Source organism: Marimonas lutisalis, from assembly GCF_005434965.1.
GTDB classification, from domain to species: domain Bacteria; phylum Pseudomonadota; class Alphaproteobacteria; order Rhodobacterales; family Rhodobacteraceae; genus Marimonas_A; species Marimonas_A lutisalis.
In genome coordinates, this window is the sequence record NZ_SKCI01000005.1 from 165573 (window position 1) to 185011 (window position 19439).

At 66.0% G+C, this 19439-nt stretch carries 21 protein-coding genes; 16 read left to right on the forward strand and 5 right to left on the reverse strand.

What is annotated here, in order from left to right; all coding sequences use genetic code 11:
* Positions 1 to 137: 137 nt before the first annotated feature.
* On the reverse strand, positions 138 to 959 hold the full coding sequence (locus E0501_RS19245) for a DUF6544 family protein (RefSeq protein ID WP_137703037.1): 822 nt from the start codon (positions 957 to 959) through the stop codon (positions 138 to 140).
* 52 nt (positions 960 to 1011) lie between these two features.
* On the opposite strand from E0501_RS19245, the gene E0501_RS19250 reads away from it, so the two are divergent.
* The 16 genes from E0501_RS19250 to E0501_RS19320 all read left to right on the forward strand — a co-directional run bounded on the left by E0501_RS19250 (position 1012) and on the right by E0501_RS19320 (position 13679).
* Positions 1012 to 1221 carry a hypothetical protein gene (locus E0501_RS19250; RefSeq protein ID WP_137703038.1) on the forward strand — a complete coding sequence of 70 codons (210 nt, stop codon included), beginning with the start codon at positions 1012 to 1014 and terminating at the stop codon, positions 1219 to 1221.
* Positions 1218 to 2741, forward strand: coding sequence for an ABC transporter ATP-binding protein (locus E0501_RS19255; RefSeq protein WP_137703039.1), 1524 nt, complete (start codon positions 1218 to 1220; stop codon positions 2739 to 2741). The genes E0501_RS19250 and E0501_RS19255 overlap by 4 nt, the downstream gene beginning before the upstream one ends.
* The gene (locus tag E0501_RS19260; RefSeq protein WP_137703040.1) at positions 2728 to 3810 is read left to right on the forward strand and encodes an ABC transporter permease; all 1083 of its coding nucleotides are present in this window, start codon (positions 2728 to 2730) and stop codon (positions 3808 to 3810) included. Before E0501_RS19255 ends, E0501_RS19260 begins: the two co-directional genes overlap by 14 nt.
* Complete coding sequence (locus tag E0501_RS19265; protein WP_137703041.1) at positions 3810 to 4730, forward strand: ABC transporter permease; 921 nt, start codon at positions 3810 to 3812, stop codon at positions 4728 to 4730. Before E0501_RS19260 ends, E0501_RS19265 begins: the two co-directional genes overlap by 1 nt.
* Before the next feature lie 45 nt (positions 4731 to 4775).
* Complete coding sequence (locus tag E0501_RS19270) at positions 4776 to 5861, forward strand: BMP family ABC transporter substrate-binding protein (protein WP_137703042.1); 1086 nt, start codon at positions 4776 to 4778, stop codon at positions 5859 to 5861.
* 216 nt (positions 5862 to 6077) lie between these two features.
* The gene (locus E0501_RS19275; RefSeq protein WP_137703043.1) at positions 6078 to 6323 is read left to right on the forward strand and encodes a hypothetical protein; all 246 of its coding nucleotides are present in this window, start codon (positions 6078 to 6080) and stop codon (positions 6321 to 6323) included.
* On the forward strand, positions 6320 to 6724 hold the full coding sequence (locus E0501_RS19280) for a hypothetical protein (protein ID WP_137703044.1): 405 nt from the start codon (positions 6320 to 6322) through the stop codon (positions 6722 to 6724). The genes E0501_RS19275 and E0501_RS19280 overlap by 4 nt, the downstream gene beginning before the upstream one ends.
* A gap of 67 nt (positions 6725 to 6791) precedes the next feature.
* Positions 6792 to 7724 (forward strand): aldo/keto reductase, encoded by a 933-nt coding sequence (locus E0501_RS19285; RefSeq protein ID WP_137703045.1) that lies wholly within the window; start codon positions 6792 to 6794, stop codon positions 7722 to 7724.
* Positions 7721 to 8794, forward strand: coding sequence for an NAD(P)/FAD-dependent oxidoreductase (locus tag E0501_RS19290; RefSeq protein ID WP_137703046.1), 1074 nt, complete (start codon positions 7721 to 7723; stop codon positions 8792 to 8794). The genes E0501_RS19285 and E0501_RS19290 overlap by 4 nt, the downstream gene beginning before the upstream one ends.
* Positions 8795 to 8850: 56 nt before the next feature.
* A complete protein-coding gene (locus E0501_RS19295) occupies positions 8851 to 9510 on the forward strand; it encodes a DUF938 domain-containing protein (protein WP_137703047.1) in 660 nt (219 codons plus the stop codon).
* A gap of 89 nt (positions 9511 to 9599) precedes the next feature.
* A complete protein-coding gene (locus E0501_RS19300) occupies positions 9600 to 10052 on the forward strand; it encodes an EF-hand domain-containing protein (RefSeq protein WP_137703048.1) in 453 nt (150 codons plus the stop codon).
* A 91-nt stretch (positions 10053 to 10143) separates the two neighbouring features.
* On the forward strand, positions 10144 to 10959 hold the full coding sequence (locus E0501_RS19305) for a glycoside hydrolase family 25 protein (protein ID WP_137703049.1): 816 nt from the start codon (positions 10144 to 10146) through the stop codon (positions 10957 to 10959).
* A gap of 162 nt (positions 10960 to 11121) precedes the next feature.
* Entirely contained in the window at positions 11122 to 12096 is a 975-nt protein-coding gene (locus tag E0501_RS19310; protein WP_137703050.1) for a zinc metalloprotease, read from the forward strand.
* 17 nt (positions 12097 to 12113) lie between these two features.
* Positions 12114 to 12284 carry a hypothetical protein gene (locus tag E0501_RS21210; protein ID WP_161594664.1) on the forward strand — a complete coding sequence of 57 codons (171 nt, stop codon included), beginning with the start codon at positions 12114 to 12116 and terminating at the stop codon, positions 12282 to 12284.
* A 5-nt stretch (positions 12285 to 12289) separates the two neighbouring features.
* Positions 12290 to 12700, forward strand: coding sequence for a hypothetical protein (locus E0501_RS19315; RefSeq protein WP_137703051.1), 411 nt, complete (start codon positions 12290 to 12292; stop codon positions 12698 to 12700).
* Positions 12701 to 12803: 103 nt separating this feature from the next.
* Positions 12804 to 13679, forward strand: a complete 876-nt coding sequence (locus E0501_RS19320) for a peptidase inhibitor family I36 protein (RefSeq protein ID WP_161594665.1) — start codon at positions 12804 to 12806, stop codon at positions 13677 to 13679.
* Positions 13680 to 13721: 42 nt separating this feature from the next.
* Here E0501_RS19320 and E0501_RS19325 read toward each other — a convergent pair whose 3' ends face one another.
* From E0501_RS19325 to E0501_RS19340, 4 genes are all read right to left on the reverse strand, one after another.
* Positions 13722 to 14099, reverse strand: a complete 378-nt coding sequence (locus tag E0501_RS19325) for a hypothetical protein (RefSeq protein WP_137703053.1) — start codon at positions 14097 to 14099, stop codon at positions 13722 to 13724.
* A 53-nt stretch (positions 14100 to 14152) separates the two neighbouring features.
* Positions 14153 to 16657 (reverse strand): GcvT family protein, encoded by a 2505-nt coding sequence (locus tag E0501_RS19330; RefSeq protein ID WP_137703054.1) that lies wholly within the window; start codon positions 16655 to 16657, stop codon positions 14153 to 14155.
* A gap of 140 nt (positions 16658 to 16797) precedes the next feature.
* Positions 16798 to 18462, reverse strand: a complete 1665-nt coding sequence (locus E0501_RS19335; RefSeq protein ID WP_137703055.1) for a hypothetical protein — start codon at positions 18460 to 18462, stop codon at positions 16798 to 16800.
* 186 nt (positions 18463 to 18648) lie between these two features.
* Complete coding sequence (locus E0501_RS19340; RefSeq protein ID WP_137703056.1) at positions 18649 to 19437, reverse strand: hypothetical protein; 789 nt, start codon at positions 19435 to 19437, stop codon at positions 18649 to 18651.
* Positions 19438 to 19439: the final 2 nt, after the last annotated feature.

Sequence of the window (19439 nt, forward strand, 5' to 3'; positions counted from 1 at the left end):
GCAGCGCCGCGCGCAGGAAAGCACCAACCCGCCTTTCATCTTGCCCGAAATATCCCGGGGGATGGTGCAAAATGCTTGCATTTTGCACCTTGGGGGCTGGCCCCCACAGGGCCTGCGCTCGCATCACCGCGCCAGATCTATTCGGTGACATACCCCGTCACGCGGCCCCGCCAATAGGGCTGGAATACGCCGTTGACCACGTAACCCACCTCGCCCCGGATCGGGATACGCCGCCCACCGATCTCGCCGAAATCCGAAAACCGCCCCAGCCAGGGCCGCAGCACGGTTTCCCCGCCCGGCCCGGTCGCGGGCCGGTCCTCGGCGCGCATTTCCACGACATCGCCCGCTTCATCCAGCGTGAAACGCACCACCGCATCGCGCGGTGCCATCTCCAGCCGCGCCTCGATCTCGCCGCTCTCCAGCATGCGCCAGCCAATCGCGCGGTTCAGCAATATCGCTTCTGGCGCCCAGGGCAGCTCGGCCAGATAGCGCATCGCCTCGCCCCGGTTCATCTCGCCCCCCTCGACGCGCGCCACGCGGAGCGATCCCATCACCCGCGCCTCCAGCAGGCCCCGCCCGGCCACATAGGCATCGACCACCCGCAGCGTCACCACCGGACCCAGGCTCTGCCATGCCTCCCAGACGAAGCCGGGCGCGGTCAGACCGATCGCCTGCCGCGCCTCAAGCGGCTGCCAGCCCGCCCCGGGGGTCAGTTCCATCTCGGCCGCCTGGGTCAGGCGCACCACCCGTCTGCCGGGCTCTGTCCCGGCCATGCCCCGCCGCGCGAACGCGGCGATGGGCGCCGGCAGGTCGTCGCGTGCGCCGGCGGGCGCAGGCCCCTGCACCACCTGCTCCGCCAGCCCCCGGGCCACACCGCGAAACTGCCAGGCCGCCCAAAGGTGCACGGCCCAGGCCAGCACTCCGACAAGCAGTACCCCGATCAATACCCGGCTCAGCATCGTTGCCTCCCTTGCGCCCGGAAAAGACCTGCGCATTTTCCGGGTAGTCGCAATGATTCAGCGCAATTCGACGCACCGGGGCGAAAATGCGCCCTTGATTATCAACGCATCATTGAAAGACTTTAACCGCGCCATGGCGAATCCCTGCTTGCAAGAATCCGGGGAAGGCCGTTTTCATAATGGCACCACAGGGGGGCGCAGGCCCGCACAACAAAAAACGCAACCGGGGGCCGATACCGGCGCCCAAGGGGAAAGCGCGTGACAGGGACGCTGATTTCGATCCAGGGGCTGACCAAGGCCTATCCGGGGGTTGTCGCCAACGATACCGTTTCCTTCGATATCGGCGAGGGCGAGATCCACGCGCTGCTGGGCGAAAACGGCGCGGGCAAATCCACCCTGGTCAAGATGATCTATGGCCTTGTCAAACCCGACAGCGGCACGATGGAAATGCGCGGTGCCCCCTTCGCCCCGCCCGAACCGCGTGCCGCGCGGGCCGCGGGCGTCGCCATGGTGTTCCAGCATTTCTCGCTCTTCGATGCGCTCGACGTGGCAGAAAACATCGCGCTCGGCATGGAAAACCCGCCGCCGCTGCGCGATCTGGCCGCCCGCATCCGCACCGTCAGCGAAGAATACGGCCTCCCGCTCGATCCCTACCGCACCGTCGGCGATCTCAGCGCCGGGGAACGCCAGCGGGTCGAGATCATCCGCTGCCTCCTGCAGGATCCCAAGCTCCTCATCATGGACGAGCCCACCTCGGTGCTCACCCCGCAGGAAGTTGAAATCCTCTTCGAAACCCTGCGCAAACTGCGCGAGGAAGGCACCTCGATCCTCTATATCTCGCACAAGCTCGAGGAAATCCGCGCGCTCTGTGACACCGCGACCATCCTGCGGCTGGGCAAGAACGTGGGCACCTGCGTGCCGCGCGACACCACCGCGCGCCAGATGGCCGAGATGATGGTGGGCTCCGAATTGCAGACCCCCAAGAGCGCCGGTGCCGAAATGGGCGCGGTCGCGCTCGATGTGGCAGGGCTTTCCATGCCCGCGCCCAGCCAGTTCGGCACATCGCTCAAGAACGTCCACCTGGAACTGAAAAAGGGCGAAATCCTCGGCATCGGCGGCGTCGCCGGCAATGGCCAGGACGAGCTGTTGCTGGCACTGTCGGGCGAATTGCGCGTGCCACGCGACGCGATCAAGTTCGCGGGCCAGCCGATCGGCCATCTCGGCCCCAACGCGCGCCGCGCGCTGGGCCTGCTCTGCGCCCCCGAGGAACGCCTGGGCCACGCCGCCGCCCCCGACATGAGCCTGACGGAAAACGCCCTGCTGACCGGCGCCGTGCGCGAAGGGCTCGAGCGCAACGGCTTCCTGCGCTGGGGCAAGGCGCGCCAATTCGCCGAGGACATCATCGCCAAATTCGATGTCCGCACCCCCGGCCCCGATAACGCCGCGCGCTCGCTCTCGGGCGGCAACCTTCAGAAATTCGTCATCGGCCGCGAAGTGCTCCAGCGCCCCGAGGTGCTGGTCGTGAACCAGCCCACCTGGGGCGTCGATGCCAGCGCCGCCGCCGCGATCCGCCAGGCGCTGCTTGACCTGGCCGCGCGCGGTGCGGGCGTCATCGTCATCTCGCAGGACCTCGATGAGCTGATGGAGGTTTCCGACAATTTCGCCGCGCTGAACGAAGGGCGGCTGACCGCCAAGCGCCCCACCGCCGAGCTGACGGTCGAGGAGATCGGCCTGATGATGGGCGGCGCGCACGGGATGGAGGTCGCCCATGCTGAAGCTTGAAAAACGCCCCCAGCCCAGCCGCGTCTTCGCCTGGCTGACGCCGATCTTCGCGGTGATCGCCACGATGATCGCCGGCGGGCTGCTGTTCGCCGCGCTGGGCAAGAACCCGGTCGAGGCGATCCGCACCATCTTCTGGGACCCGCTCTTTGGCGAATTTGCCTTCTACTACCGTCCGCAGCTTCTGGTCAAAGGCGGCCCGCTGATCCTGATCGCGATCGGGCTTTCGCTGGGCTTTCGTGCCGGCATCTGGAACATCGGCGCCGAGGGGCAGTATATCGTCGGCGCGATCTGCGGCGCGGCGGTGGGGCTCGCCTTCTACCCCCTCGAAGCATGGTATATTTTCCCGCTGATGATCCTTGGCGGTGCACTGGGCGGCTTGCTCTGGGCGATGATCCCGGCGCTCCTGAAGGTGAAGTTCGGCACCAACGAAATCCTCGTTTCGCTGATGCTGGTCTACGTGGCCGAAAACCTTCTTGCCGCCATGGCGCTCGGGCCCCTGAAAAACCCCGAGGGCCACGGCTTTCCCGGGTCGCGCAACCTCAAGGATTATCCATCGGCCTTCAATGACGAGATCATCACCGGCACCGGCATGCACTGGGGCGTGCTCACTGCGTTCCTGGCGGTGATCTTCGCCTATATCCTGCTCAACCGGCACTTGCTGGGCTTTTCCATCCGCCTGACGGGCGAGGCGCCCCGCGCCGCGCGTTTCTCGGGCGTCAATCCCACGCGGCTCATCCTCTTCTGCCTCGGCATGTCGGGGCTGATGGCCGGGCTGGCGGGCCTCTTCGAGGTCTCGGGCCCCTCGGGTCAGGTCAGCATCGATTTCAACGTGGGCTACGGATTTACCGCGATCATCGTGGCCTTCCTCGGGCGGCTGCACCCGGTGGGCATCCTTCTGGCGGGCCTCTTGATGGCGCTCACCTATATCGGCGGCGAACTGGCACAGGGCAACCTGGGCCTTCCGTCCGCGGCGATCCAGCTCTTCCAGGGGATGCTGCTCTTCTTCCTGCTGGCCGTCGACCTGCTGACGAATTACCGCGTCCGATTTGCGAAAAGCGAGGCCGCCTGATGGATTTCTCCTCGATCTCCCCCGCCCTCCTGCTGGCCTCGCTGATGGTCGCGGCCACGCCCATCCTCCTGGCCGGGATCGGCGAACTGGTCGTCGAACGCGCCGGCGTCCTCAACCTCGGGGTCGAGGGCATGATGATCACCGGCGCGATCTGCGGCTTCGCCATCACCATCAACACCGGGTCGCCCACGCTGGGCTTCGTGGCCGCGGCCGCGGGCGGCGCGCTCCTGTCGCTTCTTTTTGCCCTTCTCACCCAGTTCGCGCTGGCCAACCAGGTCGCCTCGGGTCTTGCGCTCACGCTCTTCGGGCTGGGGCTCTCGTCGCTTCTGGGGCAGGATTACGTGGGCCTCAAACCCGCCCAGACCCCCGATCTCCATATCCCGCTGCTCTCGGACCTGCCCTTCCTCGGCACCGTGCTCTTTTCCCATGACTTCATGGTCTATTTCGGTCTCGCGCTGGTGGCTGCCGTCTGGGCGGTTCTGAAATACTCGCGTGCGGGCCTGATCCTGCGCGCGGTGGGCGAAAACCACGATGCCGCCCATGCGCTGGGCTACAAGGTGGTGCGCATCCGTGTGCTGGCGATCATGTTCGGCGGCGCCTGCGCCGGTCTCGGCGGCGCCTATATCAGCCTTATCCGCGTGCCCCAGTGGACAGAAGGCATGACCGCGGGCGCAGGCTGGATCGCGCTTGCACTCGTGGTCTTCGCCAGCTGGAAACCCTGGCGGGTGCTGCTGGGTGCCTATCTTTTTGGCGGCGTCACCGTGCTGCAGCTCAATTTGCAGGCCGCGGGGCTTGCCATTCCCGTCGAATACCTGTCCATGTCACCCTATCTGATTACCATCCTCGTGCTGGTCATCATGTCGGCCGACCGCAGCCGGGCCCCCGGCTCGCTTGGCCGCATTTTCCACGCCTCGGGCTGAACCCGGGGCACGCTGCCAACTTGTAAAACAGGGAGTATGTTCCTCATGAAATTCACCAAACGCGCAATGCTCAAAGGCGCCGCCACCGCGCTTGCCCTGGGCTTCGCCACCACGGCAATGGCCCAGGACAAGACCAAGGTCGGCTTCGTCTATGTCGGCCCTGTCGGCGACGGTGGCTGGACCTACGAACACGATCAGGGCCGCAAGGCCGTCGAGGCGCATTTCGGCGACAAGGTCGAAACCACCTATGTCGAGAACGTGCCCGAAGGCGCCGATGCCGAGCGCGTCATCACCCAGATGGCCCTGCAGGGCGCCGACCTGATCTTCACCACGTCCTTCGGCTATATGGACCCGACGATCAACGTGGCCAAGAAATTCCCGGACGTGAAGTTCGAGCACGCCACCGGCTACAAGACCGCGCAGAACGTCTCGGTCTACTCGGCCCGGTTCTACGAAGGCCGCGCCATCCAGGGCACCATCGCCGGCCACATGACCGAATCGAACATCATCGGCTACATCGCGTCCTTCCCGATCCCGGAAGTCATCCGCGGCATCAACAGCGCCTATATCCACGCCAAGAAGGTCAACCCGGACGTGCAGTTCAAAATCGTCTGGGCCTATACCTGGTTCGACCCGGCGAAAGAGGCCGACGCCGCCAAGGTTCTGATCGAACAGGGCGCCGACGTGATCCTGCAGCACACCGACTCGACCGCGCCGCAGGCCGCGGCCGTGGGCGCGGGCAACGTCTACACCTTCGGCCAGGCCTCGGACATGGCCGAGTTCGCACCGATGCCGCGCATCAGCTCGATCATCGACAACTGGGCCCCCTATTACATCGCCCGCACCCAAGCCGTGATGGACGGCACCTGGAAAAGCACCTCCACCTGGGACGGCATCGGCCCGGGCATGGTCGGCATCGGCGAGATCTCCGACGTCGTGCCGGCCGAGGTGAAGGCCGACGCGCTGGCGCTGAAAGACGCGATCGCCAATGGCGACTACCACCCTTTCACCGGCCCGCTGAAAAAGCAGGACGGCAGCGACTGGCTGGCCGACGGGCAGACCGCCGATGACGGCACGCTCGCCGGTATGAACTTCTATGTCGAAGGCATCGAAGGCGAGATCCCGCAGTAAGCGCGACACACCAGCGACAAGCGAAAAGGCCCGGGTTTGACCCGGGCCTTTTCCATTCTGTCGGCCGAAATTCGCCGGCAGATGAGCCGATCCTCGCTCAGGTCCGGAATACCCGACCTGTGCTACCGTAACAATTTAAGCGCGAATCTGCTAACCTGGCACCCGTGAAAAGGTGCTTTTTTCACAAGTTTTTTCAATAATAGAAAGGATTATCCAATGGCACGATTTGTAATTGATCTCGGTGATGTCGAACTCAGCCGCGAGGCGGAAATGGAGCTTTCGGCCGAACTTCAGAAGGTGGCCCTGGGCCATGTCGCCGCCTCGGGCGCCGGCCGGATCGTCGAGCAGCCCTTCGCCATCCGTTTCCCGCATGAATGGCTCGGCCTCATCCTGCGGCACAAGATCGACGATATCATCCAGGTCGAAAAACAGCTCGGCGACGTGATGGGCAAGATCCGGTGAGCCAACCACCCGATCTCACCTGCCCGTCGGCACCCTGCGCGCCCGGCGCGACGCTGTTGGGCCAGATGGGGGGCGACGGGCGGCTGCGCTACACGCGCACGGCCATGCAGGTCGATGACGGTTTCGTCGAAACCGCCCGCGCCCACGGCCCGCCCGAGGCGCGCATGCGCTTTGCCGCGCCCTGCCAGAAAACCGGCTGCGCCCAGTGGACGGGCGACGGATGCGGCGTGGTGCGCAAGGTGCTCGCCGCGGTCGAGGCCCAGGGCGGCCTGCCCGAAACCCCGCTGCAGCCCTGCGTGATCCGCGCCGATTGCCGCTGGTTTTCCGAGCGCGGCGCGACCGCCTGTGGCGCCTGCCAATACGTGGTCACCGACCAGGCGGCCGCGTCGGAAATGGCCTGAGCCCGCGGAAGGGGCGGTTGCGTATCGCCCCTTCCCCTCGCCGCGCGGCCGTGGCAGGCTCGCGCGCATGAGCACACTGACTTCTCCCGACGGAACCCCGGTTTCCCGCTTTGCCTTCGGCACGATGCAGTTTGGCGGCAAGGCCGACGCCTCCGCCTCGGCCGCGATGTTCGAGGCCGCCCTCGGCGCCGGGATCACCCATTTAGACACCGCCCATATCTACAACCAGGGCAACTCCGAGAAGATCCTCGGCCAGCTGGCCGCCGACCGGCGCGACAGCCTGATCATCGCGACCAAGGTGGGCTATGCCGATGGCACCCCGCCCGAGAAACTGCGCGCCGATTTCGACATGTCGCGCCAGCGGCTGGGCATGGACGTGATCGATATCCTTTACCTGCACCGCTATGACATCGAAACGCCGCTGGCGGACCAGCTCGATGTGCTGGCCGCACTGAAGGACGCCGGACAGATCCGCTATATCGGCCTGTCGAACTTCGCCGCCTGGCAGGTGATGAAAGCCGAGTGCCACCTGAGCAGCCTCGGCCACCGCGTCGATATCATCCAGCCCATGTATAACCTGGTGAAACGCCAAGCCGAGGTCGAGCTGCTGCCGATGTGCGCCAGCGAAGGCATCGCCTGCGCGCCCTATTCGCCGCTGGGCGGCGGGCTTCTGACCGGTAAATACGCCGCCGGCGAAGGTGGTCGCCTGACCGAGGATGACCGCTATGCCGCGCGCTACGCGCCTGCCTTCATGCACGAGGCCGCACAGGGGCTGAAACAGATCGCGACAGAACTGGGCGTGCATCCCGCCACGCTCGCCGCCGCCTGGGCCGCGCGCCACCCCGCGGGGCCAATGCCGATCCTGTCCGCCCGCTCGGCCGAACAGCTTGCCCCCTCGCTCGCCGCGATCGACTTCGCGATGGACGACGCGCTCTATGCCCGCCTCGCGGCGCTTGCGCCCACGCCGCCGCCCGCAACCGACCGGATCGAGGACCGATGAGCGACATCGTCATTATCGGCGGCGGCATCGCCGGGCTTTCCGCCGGCGCCCGCCTTGCGCCCCATATGCACGTCACTGTGCTCGAAGCCGAAGAGGCGCTGGCCTATCATGCCTCGGGCCGCTCGGCCGCGCTGTTCGAGCCGCATTACGGATCGCCCACCACCGTCGCGCTCAGCCTCGCCAGTTCCGAATTCTACCTTGGCGGCGAGGCACGCTATTGCAGCCCGCGCGGCGTGCTTTTCCTCGCTCGGGCCGATGAGCGCGCCGCCTTCGAGAAAGACTGCGCCGCGATGGACCTGGCCGAGATCACCGTGGACGAGGCCCGCGCCCTGGTGCCCATCATCAACCCCGGCACCGTGGCCTTTGCCGGCCACGGCAGCGGCGCGCATGACATCGACACCGACCGCATGATCCAGGATTTCGCCCGCGAAATCCGCGCCAATGGCGGCACGATCCACCTGAAATCGCCGGTCAACGCGATTGCGTATGATGGCGCGTGGCAGGTGACCGCGGGCGGGGTGCAACACAGCGCTGGGCTGCTGCTCAACGCCGCCGGGCCCTGGGCCGACACCGTGCTGGAAATGGCCGGGCTGCCGCGCATCAGCTTCACCCCCTGCCGCCGCTCGATGGCGCGCATTCCGGCCCCGGGCGGACATGACGTGTCGGGCTGGCCGATGTTCTTCGGCACCGGCGAAACCTGGTATGCGAAACCCGATGCCGGCCAGCTGATCGTCTCGCCCGCCGAGGAAGAGCCGATGGCGCCCCAGGACGCCTGGGCCGATGACATGGTGCTGGCCGAAGGGCTGGCGCGCTACGAGGAGATGGTGAGCGAACCCGTCACCCGCGTCACCGCCAACTGGGCGGGCCTGAGAACCTTCGCGCCCGACCGCAAGCTGGTGCTGGGCCGCTCACCGCATCATCCCGCGCTCTATCTCAGCGCCGGCCAGGGCGGATACGGCTTCCAGACCGCGCCGGCGGCCAGCCAGCTGGTCGCCGATCATATCCTCGGGCGCGCGCCCGCGCTCGATCCCGATCTCGTCGCCGCGCTCTCGCCTGCCCGTTTCGCTTGAGGCGCGGACGGGATTTTGAGTATTTTTGCCAAGAAAGAGCCCCAGGAGCACTGCCCATGCCCCGCCGTCTGAACCTGCCCGACAGCGCCTCGATCGCCAATGCCGCCGAGGGCGAAAAACTCTTTGCCCCTTCGGCCGAGCGTAATTGCGATGCGATCTGCGCTGCCGTGGCCGACCTCGGCCCGCAAACCGGCCGCGCGCTGGAACTGGCCAGCGGCACCGGCCAGCACGCCGTGGCGCTCGCCCGTGCCCTGCCGGGGGTCAGCTGGCAGCCCTCCGATCTCGACCCTGCCCGCCGCGCCAGTATCGACGCCTACGTGGCCGAGGCCGGCCTGCCCAACCTCGCCCCGGCAATCGCGCTTGATGCCACCGCCCCGGGCTGGGGCGCGGCACAGGCGGGCCACGACCTGATCGTGCTGGTGAATCTCCTGCACCTCATTTCCGGACCCGAGGCGAAGACCCTCATCGCCGAGGCCGCGCAGGCGCTGGCCCCGGGCGGGATGCTGATACTCTACGGCCCCTTCCTGCGCGATGGCGAGACCACGTCAGAAGGCGACGCGCGCTTTCATGCCTCGCTTCAGGCCCAGGATCCCGAGATCGGCTACAAGGACGATTGGGACGTGATCGACTGGCTGCAATCGGCCTGGCTCGACATGGCGCATGTGGTCGAAATGCCCGCCAACAACCTGCTTTTCGCCGCGCGCAAACCTGCCTGAGCGGGCGGGCGCGGCGATTTGGCCGCTGGCGCGACGGAACGGCATGGCCCATGCGTATCATATGCGAAATTCAGCATGTGGAGCCTGACATGATCCGCCTTTTCCCTATCGCCGGCGCGCTGGCCCTGACCGCCACGTTGGCCCTCGCCCAACAGGGCACTCCTGGCGCACATTTCATTGATGCCTGGGACCTGGACGGCGACGGCCAGGTGAGCCTGGCCGAGGCGACCGAGCGGCGCGGCGATGTCTTTGCCGCCTTCGATGCCGACGAAGACGGGGTGCTGTCGCCCGAGGAGCATGATCTCTTCGACGAGGCGCGCGCCAATGACATGCGCGACCACGGCATCGGCGGCAGCGGAGGCGGCCCCGGCAATAGGCACAACCCCGCCAACTGCATGCTGCGCGAGGTCACCGATGCCGATGGCGACGGGCAGGTCACGCGGGAGGAGTTCATGCAAGCCGTGCCCGCCTGGTATGCGGTCATCGACCGCAACGGCGATGGCACCGTCACGGCGCAGGATTTCGGCCGCCGCGGCAACTGACCGCCGAAAACGCGTGGCCCCGCGCAGGGACCTTGCGGCTTGGCATGGCAGCGGGCAGGCTGATCCCAAACCGGACCGAGGGACCACGCATATGCCGAATGTCACGCGCCGCGCCATTGCGCTGGGCCTGCCGATGCTGGCGCTGAGCGCCTGCGGCAGCGCCGACCGACAGCCCATCCCGGCCACCTCGGGCGCCGCGGTGCGCCTGCCCGCGCTCAATCCGCCGCGTTTCGGCGATGCCGATCCGGTGGCCTTCGCCGCCCCCGCCCCGCAAAGCTTTGCCGTCCACGGCATCGACGTCGCCCGCTTCCAGGAGGCGGTCGACTGGCGCGCCGCGCGCGCCGCCGGCGTGAATTTCGCCTTCATCAAGGCGACCGAGGGCGGCGACATGCTGGACCCGAAATTCAAGGAGCACTGGCGCGGCGCGGGCCGCGCGGGCATCGCCCGGGGCGCCTATCACTTCTTCTATTTCTGCACCCCCGCGGCGGTGCAGGCGCGCTGGTTCATCCGCAACGTGCCGCGATCGCGCGGCATGCTGCCGCCGGTGCTCGACATGGAATGGAACCCGTTTTCGCCCACCTGCACCAAGCGCCCCGAGGGCCGGATCGTGCGGCGCGAGGCGCGGATCTTCCTCGACGCGCTGGAGCGCCATTACGGCCAGCGCCCGATCATCTACACCACGCCCGGATTTTACGAGGATACCGGCATCGGCCAGCTCAGGGGCGAGGAATTCTGGCTGCGCGCCACCGCCGAAACGCCCGCGCAGGTCTATCCCGGCCAGCGCTGGCAGTTCTGGCAATACAGCGCCACCGGACGCGTCGACGGGATTGCCGGCGATACCGATCTCAACGCCTTCAATGGCGGCGCCGAGACCTGGGCCGCCTGGCTGGCGCGGCGCCGCGTCTAGGCATATCCCCGCCGGAGAGCCGGGTAATGGATACCTGACCCGCAATTCGGCGCAATTTCTGATAGAGTGCATTCATCGGCTTCGCGCGTCACCTGTATTTCCGACGCGATCAGGGGCCATGTGCATTGTTTCGAACAGCAATTTTCAAAAAAGGGGGCGCCCATGGGACGCAGTTGTCGCGAAATTCATGAATGGATCGAGGAAGAGATCGAGCAACCCATCGAGGAATGGGAGGACCGGCAGGAGGAACGCTGCCGGGAAGAGCCCTGCAACTGGTGGATGCTCTGCCTGAACAAACTGGTGTGCTGGCTGGTCTGGGTCACGGTCAAGGTGATCCGCTGGGTCACCGTCACCGTCGGCAAATGGGTGGTGCGGGTGGTCTGCACTGTCGTCAACGTGATCCTCGACGTGATCGGCTTCATCGTCGGGCTGATCCTGTCGATCCCGATCATCGGCGGGATCATCCGCACCGTACTGAACTGGCTGGTCGAGATCTTCTGGCGCATCGTCGGGGTGCTCGACCTCCTGGGCAGCCTCGTGGGCATCCGCCCGCGAAAGAAATTCTATTTCGGCGTGGTCATCCCGGTGATCGGCGGCACGCCACTGACCACCGAGGCCGCGCTGCAACCGCAGATCGACGCGGTGATCGACATCTATGACCGCACCTGCAACATCGACGCGCGCTTTACCGGCTTCTGCCAGACCGAAATTTCGCCGCCGGGCGGCTCCATCGTGGTCAATTGCGATGTCGGCGGGTTCTTCGAGGACTGGTGGCTCAAGGGCTCGTGGTTCGAATTCGTCAGCCGCATCTGCAAATTCGAAAGCAACTGGCGCAATGTCATCGGTTACGGAGGGGAGCTGATCGGCTTTGCCGTCAACAACGTGGCCCCCGATGGCGGCGGCAGCAGCACGATCGGCTGTTCCTTCGCCGGCACCACCAACTGGGTCGCCATCGAAAGCGGCGTCGACCCGGCGACACTGGCGCATGAGTTCGGCCATGCCTTCCTCTTGGGCCACAACAACGGCGCCACGAACCTGATGGCCGCCTCGGTGACCGGCCTGCCGCCGGCATCGCTGACGCTGACCAACTGGCAGATCAGCGTGATACGTACCTCGCGCCATGTCACCTATCTTTGACGGAAAGGAGTATTTCCATGCGCTGGATCGTGTATGACAAGAAACCGCAGAAGGGCGAGGAAAAGCCCGAACACGTTCACCGCCCGGGCCTCAAAGGCGGCTGCATGCACCCGCTCTTCGGGCTGGGCGTCGCCGCGGCCATCGTCGCCTTGGGCTACGTGCTCTACCGGCTGATCTTAGCGGGCTGACGGCGATGGCAACCGCCGATATCCACATCCGCCGGGCGGCCGACCTCGACCGGTTGCGCCGCCCGCCGCGCCCGCCCTTCCGCATCCGGCTCGACCTGCCCGGCCTGAGCGAAGAGGACCGCGCCCTGACCGAGGCGCGCCTTGCCCGCCTGGCCGCCCCCTGCGGCTGCACCGAGGGCGCGATCGGCCTTCTGGCCGGGCTTCTGCCCGCCGCGCTGGTCTGGATGGGAACCGTGCAAATGGCCACGCTCGCCCGCACCGGGCTGACGCTCGGCGTGGTGGTGCTCGCCATGCTTGCCGGCAAGCTTGTGGGGCTGGCCCGCGCCCGCCTGCGGCTTGGCCGTGAGCTTGAGCGGCTGCGCTGTCGCGCCAAGCACCCCGCCAGCCGGGCGCAAAACGTCACCCCGGACCGTTGACATAAGACAAAGCAATCGCGCCCGTTTAGGGGGATACTTCATCTGCACGTCAATCCGGGCGGCCGCGCGCCGGCGCGCTCCACATGTCCACAAGGGAATGCAGATGACCCTCTCACGCCTGCTGTTGTCCGCCCTCACGGCGGCCTGCCTCTCTCTCGCCACCGCGCTTGCGGCCTCCGCCACAGATGCCCGCGCCACGACCTGGCTCAATGTCCGCTCGGGCCCGGGCACGGATCATGCCGTGATCGACACCATGTCGCCCGACGAAGTCGGACAGCTGACCGAATGCCGTGACGACCTCTGGTGCTTTATCCAACGCACGGGCCCCGATGGCTGGGTCAGTTCCAAATACCTGACTGCCGCCGACCAGACCGGCCCGTCGGATCCGAACTGCCGTTACGAACTCGCGCTCGACGCAGACGGACCGCGCTTTCGCGTTGTCTGCGGCGACAGCGTCGCAGAGGCCGCCGACCGGGCCTGTTTCTTCGAAGGCGCCGACTTTACCGGCGCGCAGTTCTGCCGCACCCTGGGCACCTACGACACGATGCCCGCAGGCTTCGACAACAACATCAGCTCGATACGGCTGCACGGTGCAGCCCGGGTGCAGCTGTGCGACAACGCCTATTTGGCCCACTATTGCCGGATATTGACGGCCAGTGAAAAACAACTCGGTCCCTATTTCAACAACCGGGTATCCTCCTTCCGGGTCTACATCAGCACCCAGACACAGAAGAAAGAGGTCTGCGTGTTCGACGGGCCGAACTATACCGGGGAATACATGTGCTTCACGCCGGGCACCTACAGCGTGCCCCACGCGGCGCGCGGCCGCGCCTCCTCGATCGAACTCATGGGCGGGGCCCGCATCCGCATCAGCAGGAACCCGGCCTTCGATATCAACGACGCGGCCGATATCACCTCGTCAAAACCCGTGCTTTCGCCCGAGTGGGACAACCAGATCGAATCGATTCAGGTGTATTGAGCGAAACGGCCGGGTGCACCCGGCCCGCGCGTCATCGGCGGCCTAGGCCAGCACGGCCAGCGCCGCGAACCCGGCGCTCAGCACGGCGGCCAAAGGCACGCCGTGGCGGCGCTCGGCGCGGCTCTGGCTGGTCAGGTTGCCCAGAAGGCTCAGCGCGAAAAGCACGGCGAACCCGCCCAGCGCCAGGCGCATCACCCCCGGCGCCAGCCAGCTGATCCAGCCCCCGGCCTGCCCCACAGCCGCGAGCGCCACGCATAACACCCCCGCGCTCATCCCCGAGGCCAGCCGCAGCGGCATGGGCAGCACCCTGTGCGCCCCGCCCCAGGCCATGTGCCCCAGCGGCGCGCCCAGCGCCAGCAGCAGCTGGAACAGGATCAGCCAGGCAAGGCAGGCCGCCACCAGTATCGCAATGGCCGGCATCCGGCACCCTCCGTCGAAAAAACAAAGGCCGGGGTCACCCCCGGCCTGTTGCGTTACCCGTCCACGCGGATATTGGCGTTGGTGGGATCATAAGGGCTGTCCTCGACGATCTCGGCATCCCACAGCTTGTCCTGCATCTTCACCTTCAGCTTCTGGCCCACCTGCGCCAGATCGGGCGTGACATAGCCCATGCCGATGGATTTGCCGAAGACCACCGAATAACCCCCGCTCGTCAGGCGGCCCACGCGGGTGTCGCCATCATAGAGCGCCTCGCGGCCCCACGGATCGGCATCCTCGGGCCCGTCAATCAGCAGCGTCACGCATTTGCTGCGGATGCCCTTGGCCACCATCGCATCCTTGCCGTGAAACTCCTTCTCAAGGTCGATGAAACGCGGCAGGTCGGCCTCGGCGGGCGTCGCGTCGCGGCCCAGCTCGGTGCCGAAGGCGCGATAGGATTTCTCCTGCCGCAGCCAGTTCTGCGCCCGCGCGCCCACCAGCTTCAGCCCGTGCTTTTCACCGGCCTCGGTCAGCAGATCCCACAGGTAGCTCTGCATCTCGATCGGGTGATGCAGCTCCCAGCCCAGCTCGCCGGTATAAGCGACGCGGATCGCGCGCACCGGGCACATGCCCAGCTCGATATCGCGCGCGCTCAGCCACGGGAACTGCTTGTTCGACAGCGCGGTGTCGGGCTCGGCATCGCGGATCACCTCTTTCAGAAGATCGCGCGATTTCGGCCCGGCAACGGCGAAAACGCCCCACTGGCTCGTCACGTCCTGGATCTCGATATAGCCGAACTCGCCCGCCTTGTCGGCAGCCGCCTTCTTCAGGTAATCGGCGTCATACTCGCTCCAGGCCCCGGCCGAGACGAGGTAATATTCGTCCTCACCCCGGCGCACGATGGTATATTCCGTGCGTGTCGTGCCCGCGCTGGTCAGCGCATAGGTCAGGTTGATCCGGCCCACGCGCGGCAGCTTGTTGCAGGTGAACCAATCCAGGAACGCCGTCGCGCCCGGCCCCTTCACCACGTGCTTGGTAAAGGCCGTGGCGTCGATCAGGCCGACGCCGTTGCGGATCGCCTCGGCCTCTGCCTTGGCGTATTGCCACCAGCCGCCCCTGCGGAAACTGCGCGCGTCATGGTCGAACGTCTCGGGCGCATCCAGCGGTCCGTAATAGTTGGGCCGCTCCCAGCCGTTCACCTGGCCGAACTGCGCGCCCTTGGCCTTCTGCCGGTCATAGGCGGGCGCGGTGCGCAGCGGGCGGGCGGCCCCCCGCTCTTCGTCCGGGTGGTGAAGGATATAGACGTGCTCATAGCACTCCTCGTTCTTCTTCACCGCGTAATCCGTGGTCATCCAGTGCTGGGAATAGCGCTTGGGATCCAGGCTCGCCATGTCGATCTCGGCCTCGCCCTCGACCATCATCTGCGCCAGGTAATAGCCGGTGCCGCCTGCCGCGGTGATCCCGAAACTGAACCCTTCGGCCAGCCACATGTTGCGCAGCCCCGGCGCCGGGCCCACCAGCGGGTTGCCATCGGGCGTGTAGCAGATCGGCCCGTTGAAATCGTCCTTCAGACCCACGGTTTCCGTGCTGGGAATCCGGTGGATCATCGACATGTATTCCTCTTCGATCCGCTCCAGGTCCAGCGGGAAAAGGTCGGCGCGGAACGAATCCGGCACGCCATAGGCAAAGCGCGCCGGCGCATTGCGTTCATAGGGGCCCAGGATCCAGCCGCCGCGCTCCTCGCGCACGTACCACTTGGCATCGGCATCGCGCAGCACCGGGTGCTCTTCGCCGCCCGCCTTGCGATAGGCGACCAGCTCGGGGTCGGGCTCGGTGACGATGAACTGGTGCTCGACCGGGATGGCCGGCATCTTGATACCCAGGAGCTTCGCGGTGCGCTGCGCGTGGTTGCCGCTGGCGGTAACCACGTGCTCGGCGCTGACCACCACCTGCTCGTCGCCGGGCACCAGATTGCCGCCCTTCTCGACCATCTTGGTCAGGGTCACGTCCCAATGGTCGCCCTTCCACTCGAACCCGTCGGCCTGCCACTTGCGCTCGATCGCGACACCGCGCTGGCGCGCGCCCTTGGCCATCGCCATGGTCACGTCAGCCGGGTTGATATAGCCGTCGGTCGGGTGATAGATCGCGCCTTTCAGGTCCTCGACATTGACCAGCGGCCAGCGGTCCTTGATCTGTGCCGGGGTCATCCACTCATAGGGCACGCCGCAGGTTTCCGCGGTCGAGGCATAGAGCATGTATTCGTCCATCCGGTCCTGCGTCTGCGCCATGCGCAGGTTGCCGACGATGAAAAAGCCCGGGTTCAGCCCGGTTTCCTCTTCCAGCGTCTTGTAGAACTCAACCGAATACTGGTGGATATGGGTTGTCGCGTAGGACATGTTGAAAAGCGGCAGAAGGCCCGCCGCGTGCCAGGTCGAGCCGGAGGTCAGCTCGTCCCGCTCGATCAGCATGACATCGTCCCAGCCCGCGCGGGCCAGGTGATAGGCAATCGACGTGCCGACGGCACCGCCGCCGACAACCAGTGCTTTGACTTGGGTTTTCATGTCTCCGACTCCCCGGGGAATGCAATTGCCACCCATATGGCGCAATCCCGGGGTGCCCCGCATCGTTCATCCGACCGCTGATCACAAAAAAACGACCCGCGCCGGGGCGCGGGCCGCTGTTTTTGCGTTTTTGCGACGGGTCAGTTGCCGATGCTGCAGCGCTTGATCGCGCCTTCATAGCTGCAGTTGCCCGCCTTGGTGCCCACGCCGGCCTTGCCCTGGCCATTGCGCACCACGACCTGCGCCTCGCCGCGGGTCTCGGCTTTCGGCTTGGCACCGCCGCCACCCAGCAGCCCCGACAGCGCACCCATGAAGCCACCGGATTTCTCCGGCTCGGCGCTGGCGGCCTTGCGATTGGTCAGGTCACAGGTGATCTGGGGGCGGTTCTTGACCGGGCGGCAGGCGCCGGGGTTCAGGCCCTGCGAGCGTTCGATCTCGGCCACATGCGCCAGCAACTCCTTGAAGCCGTTCGTCGGGTCGGCCCGCCAGGCTTCAAGCTGTGCCTTGTCAATCCCGACGATCATGCGCGTGGGATCGGACGCCGCGCCTCCCGTTTCCGGCGTGGCCGAGGCCTCGCGCGTGGCGGGCAGACCGTTTTCGACCGGTTGGTCCGCGTTATAGCCGTAAAGCTCTTTCTTCAGCTCTTCGCTCATCTCGCCCTCGGGCGTGTCGCGCTCTTCTTCCGGGCGTTCCTCGATCATGCTCAGGATGCGCTCGTATTCGTTTGTCGACGGTCGGCCGGCCATCAGGTCGCGCATTTCCTTGCGGAACGCCGCCTCGACCAGGGCCGACAGGTCGGGCACCTGCCCACCGGTCACGTCAACGCTGCCCTTGGAATAGAGGTTCATCACCAGCGCCGCGTCATTGGTGTTGCGCAGCTTGAAATCCGCCACTTTCGAGCGCAGATCGTTGAACTCCGCGCGCAGGGCAAACTGCGCCTTGGCGATCTTCTCATGCTCCATGTCCGCAGGAAGAACCACGTCATTGCCAACCAGCGCCATCGGCGTCGACAGCATGTTGTTCAGCCCGTCCCAGTCGATCGCGCTCAGAACTTCCAGCGTGGAGTCGGTCGAGGCGTTGGCATGCACCGTCACCGAAACTTCCTGATTGAAGCCCACGCTGCCCACAAGGCGGCGGAAATGCGCCCGGTTGAACCCATGGGAGGGCTTGTAATCCTCGTCCTTCATCGCGGCCATCTGTTCCATGAAACTGGCGGCAACCGGCAGTTCGACAAAGCCGACACCGCCCACCACATGGTAGCCCAGGACCGCATTCGGGTTGGCCCGGTTCAACCCGCCCATCGCCAGGCCAATCATGCTGCCGAACGCGTCATCATTGACCTTGTTCTTGGTATTCACGCTGACGAACACCGCCTCGTTGCCGCGTTCATAGACATAGGAATGCTTGTCGGTTTCGGCCGCGGCCTCGGCGGCGCTTTTCGCCTTGAAATTCTCGGCCAGCGATTTCGCCCCGCCATTCTTGGCCAGCATTTCGTAATAGACGTTGCCCTCGAACATGATCGGCGTGTTGTCGCCTTCCGAGTATTTCCGCCGGGTCCAGCCCTCGGGCGCCTCGGGCAGGTACTGGATGCCGCCCTGTTTCCACGCCACCTGGCGGTCGCGCTCGCGCTTCTCGGCTTCCTTCTCGGCCTTGGCGCCCAGGAACCGCGCCTCGTAGGTGTCGACGTACTGTTCCAGGCTCATCTGGCCCAGCGGCAGACCCGATTTCGCCGATTGCTGCTGGTAATCCACGCCCAGCCCGACAACGGCGACCACGCCCACAAATCCAAATGCAAAGTAGTTCATCTCGGTTACTCCGCTTCAACTTTACCCTGCCGACCGCTCGGGCCGTGCCTCAATTTCCGTTTCGCACTCTGGTCCCGGTCCGGATCCCGGTGCGGTTGCGCCACCACTTTCACGCGAAAATAGGGCGGAAATTTGAACCCCGGGCGGCATTTTGGCGGGCAATGCGCCCCGCCTCCCGGTTCCGCCTCAGGTCTCCGAGGCGGTTTCCGACCAGTCCGCCGGCTTTGCCTCGGGCCATTTCTCGGGCCACGTGTCCGGCCGGTGATGCAGAACCACGCCCAGGTCGGGCCGCAGCGCCTCGCTCGGTTCGGTCAGCTGCGTCGCAAGTGCCGCACCGTCGATCTGGCCCAGCAGCTGTTCGACAACGATCTGCGGCGCGTTGGCGATCACGTCCACCGCCAGGTCATGGCCCAGCCGCGCCACATAGCGGTCATAGCCCAGCTCGGCACCCGCCGCGCCGCGGCGCTGAAATGCCAGGCCATGCACGATGGCGACCACCTCGCCGCGCTTCAGCGCCTCCAGCTTGGCCCCGAAATCCGCCTCATGGGCGGTCTGGTCCACCCAGGGCGGCGTTGGCGCGGGGTCGCGCATCAGGCCGATGGCAATCCGCTGATCACCCTGGACATAGACTGCCGAAGCTCCGTTGATGCCGGCCTTTTCATACAGGCGGAACTGCTCGGTATCCTCGCCCATGGCCAGCCGCGCCTCGATCCCGCGGCCTTCCGCCGCGGCGGTGATCGCCTCTCCGTCCGACGGCAGGTATCCCCGCTTGTGCCAGCCCGGCAGCGACGGCGGCAGATGGCTCGACAGGGTCGGCCGGCCCAGCATGTCGCTGCCTTTCCCCATCGAGAACAAGCCGCGCTCGCCTCCGTTGATCATGAAATAGAGCACGAACAACTGGATCGCGAAAAACACCATCGTCAGCACGATGTAGGACGCATTGCGCCCCGTGGGTAAAATTGGGCCGAACAACATCG

Excerpts from the sequence above, each read along its gene's own strand:
- E0501_RS19245 (WP_137703037.1), bottom strand. The coding sequence starts at position 959 with ATGCTGAGCCGGGTATTGATCGGGGTACTGCTTGTCGGAGTGCTGGCC.
- E0501_RS19250 (WP_137703038.1), top strand. The coding sequence starts at position 1,012 with ATGATTCAGCGCAATTCGACGCACCGGGGCGAAAATGCGCCCTTGATT.
- E0501_RS19260 (WP_137703040.1), top strand. The coding sequence starts at position 2,728 with ATGCTGAAGCTTGAAAAACGCCCCCAGCCCAGCCGCGTCTTCGCCTGG.
- E0501_RS19265 (WP_137703041.1), top strand. The coding sequence starts at position 3,810 with ATGGATTTCTCCTCGATCTCCCCCGCCCTCCTGCTGGCCTCGCTGATG.
- E0501_RS19270 (WP_137703042.1), top strand. The coding sequence starts at position 4,776 with ATGAAATTCACCAAACGCGCAATGCTCAAAGGCGCCGCCACCGCGCTT.
- E0501_RS19275 (WP_137703043.1), top strand. The coding sequence starts at position 6,078 with ATGGCACGATTTGTAATTGATCTCGGTGATGTCGAACTCAGCCGCGAG.
- E0501_RS19285 (WP_137703045.1), top strand. The coding sequence starts at position 6,792 with ATGAGCACACTGACTTCTCCCGACGGAACCCCGGTTTCCCGCTTTGCC.
- E0501_RS19290 (WP_137703046.1), top strand. The coding sequence starts at position 7,721 with ATGAGCGACATCGTCATTATCGGCGGCGGCATCGCCGGGCTTTCCGCC.
- E0501_RS19295 (WP_137703047.1), top strand. The coding sequence starts at position 8,851 with ATGCCCCGCCGTCTGAACCTGCCCGACAGCGCCTCGATCGCCAATGCC.
- E0501_RS19300 (WP_137703048.1), top strand. The coding sequence starts at position 9,600 with ATGATCCGCCTTTTCCCTATCGCCGGCGCGCTGGCCCTGACCGCCACG.
- E0501_RS19305 (WP_137703049.1), top strand. The coding sequence starts at position 10,144 with ATGCCGAATGTCACGCGCCGCGCCATTGCGCTGGGCCTGCCGATGCTG.
- E0501_RS19310 (WP_137703050.1), top strand. The coding sequence starts at position 11,122 with ATGGGACGCAGTTGTCGCGAAATTCATGAATGGATCGAGGAAGAGATC.
- E0501_RS21210 (WP_161594664.1), top strand. The coding sequence starts at position 12,114 with ATGCGCTGGATCGTGTATGACAAGAAACCGCAGAAGGGCGAGGAAAAG.
- E0501_RS19315 (WP_137703051.1), top strand. The coding sequence starts at position 12,290 with ATGGCAACCGCCGATATCCACATCCGCCGGGCGGCCGACCTCGACCGG.
- E0501_RS19320 (WP_161594665.1), top strand. The coding sequence starts at position 12,804 with ATGACCCTCTCACGCCTGCTGTTGTCCGCCCTCACGGCGGCCTGCCTC.
- E0501_RS19325 (WP_137703053.1), bottom strand. The coding sequence starts at position 14,099 with ATGCCGGCCATTGCGATACTGGTGGCGGCCTGCCTTGCCTGGCTGATC.
- E0501_RS19330 (WP_137703054.1), bottom strand. The coding sequence starts at position 16,657 with ATGAAAACCCAAGTCAAAGCACTGGTTGTCGGCGGCGGTGCCGTCGGC.
- E0501_RS19335 (WP_137703055.1), bottom strand. The coding sequence starts at position 18,462 with ATGAACTACTTTGCATTTGGATTTGTGGGCGTGGTCGCCGTTGTCGGG.
- E0501_RS19340 (WP_137703056.1), bottom strand. The coding sequence starts at position 19,437 with ATGTTGTTCGGCCCAATTTTACCCACGGGGCGCAATGCGTCCTACATC.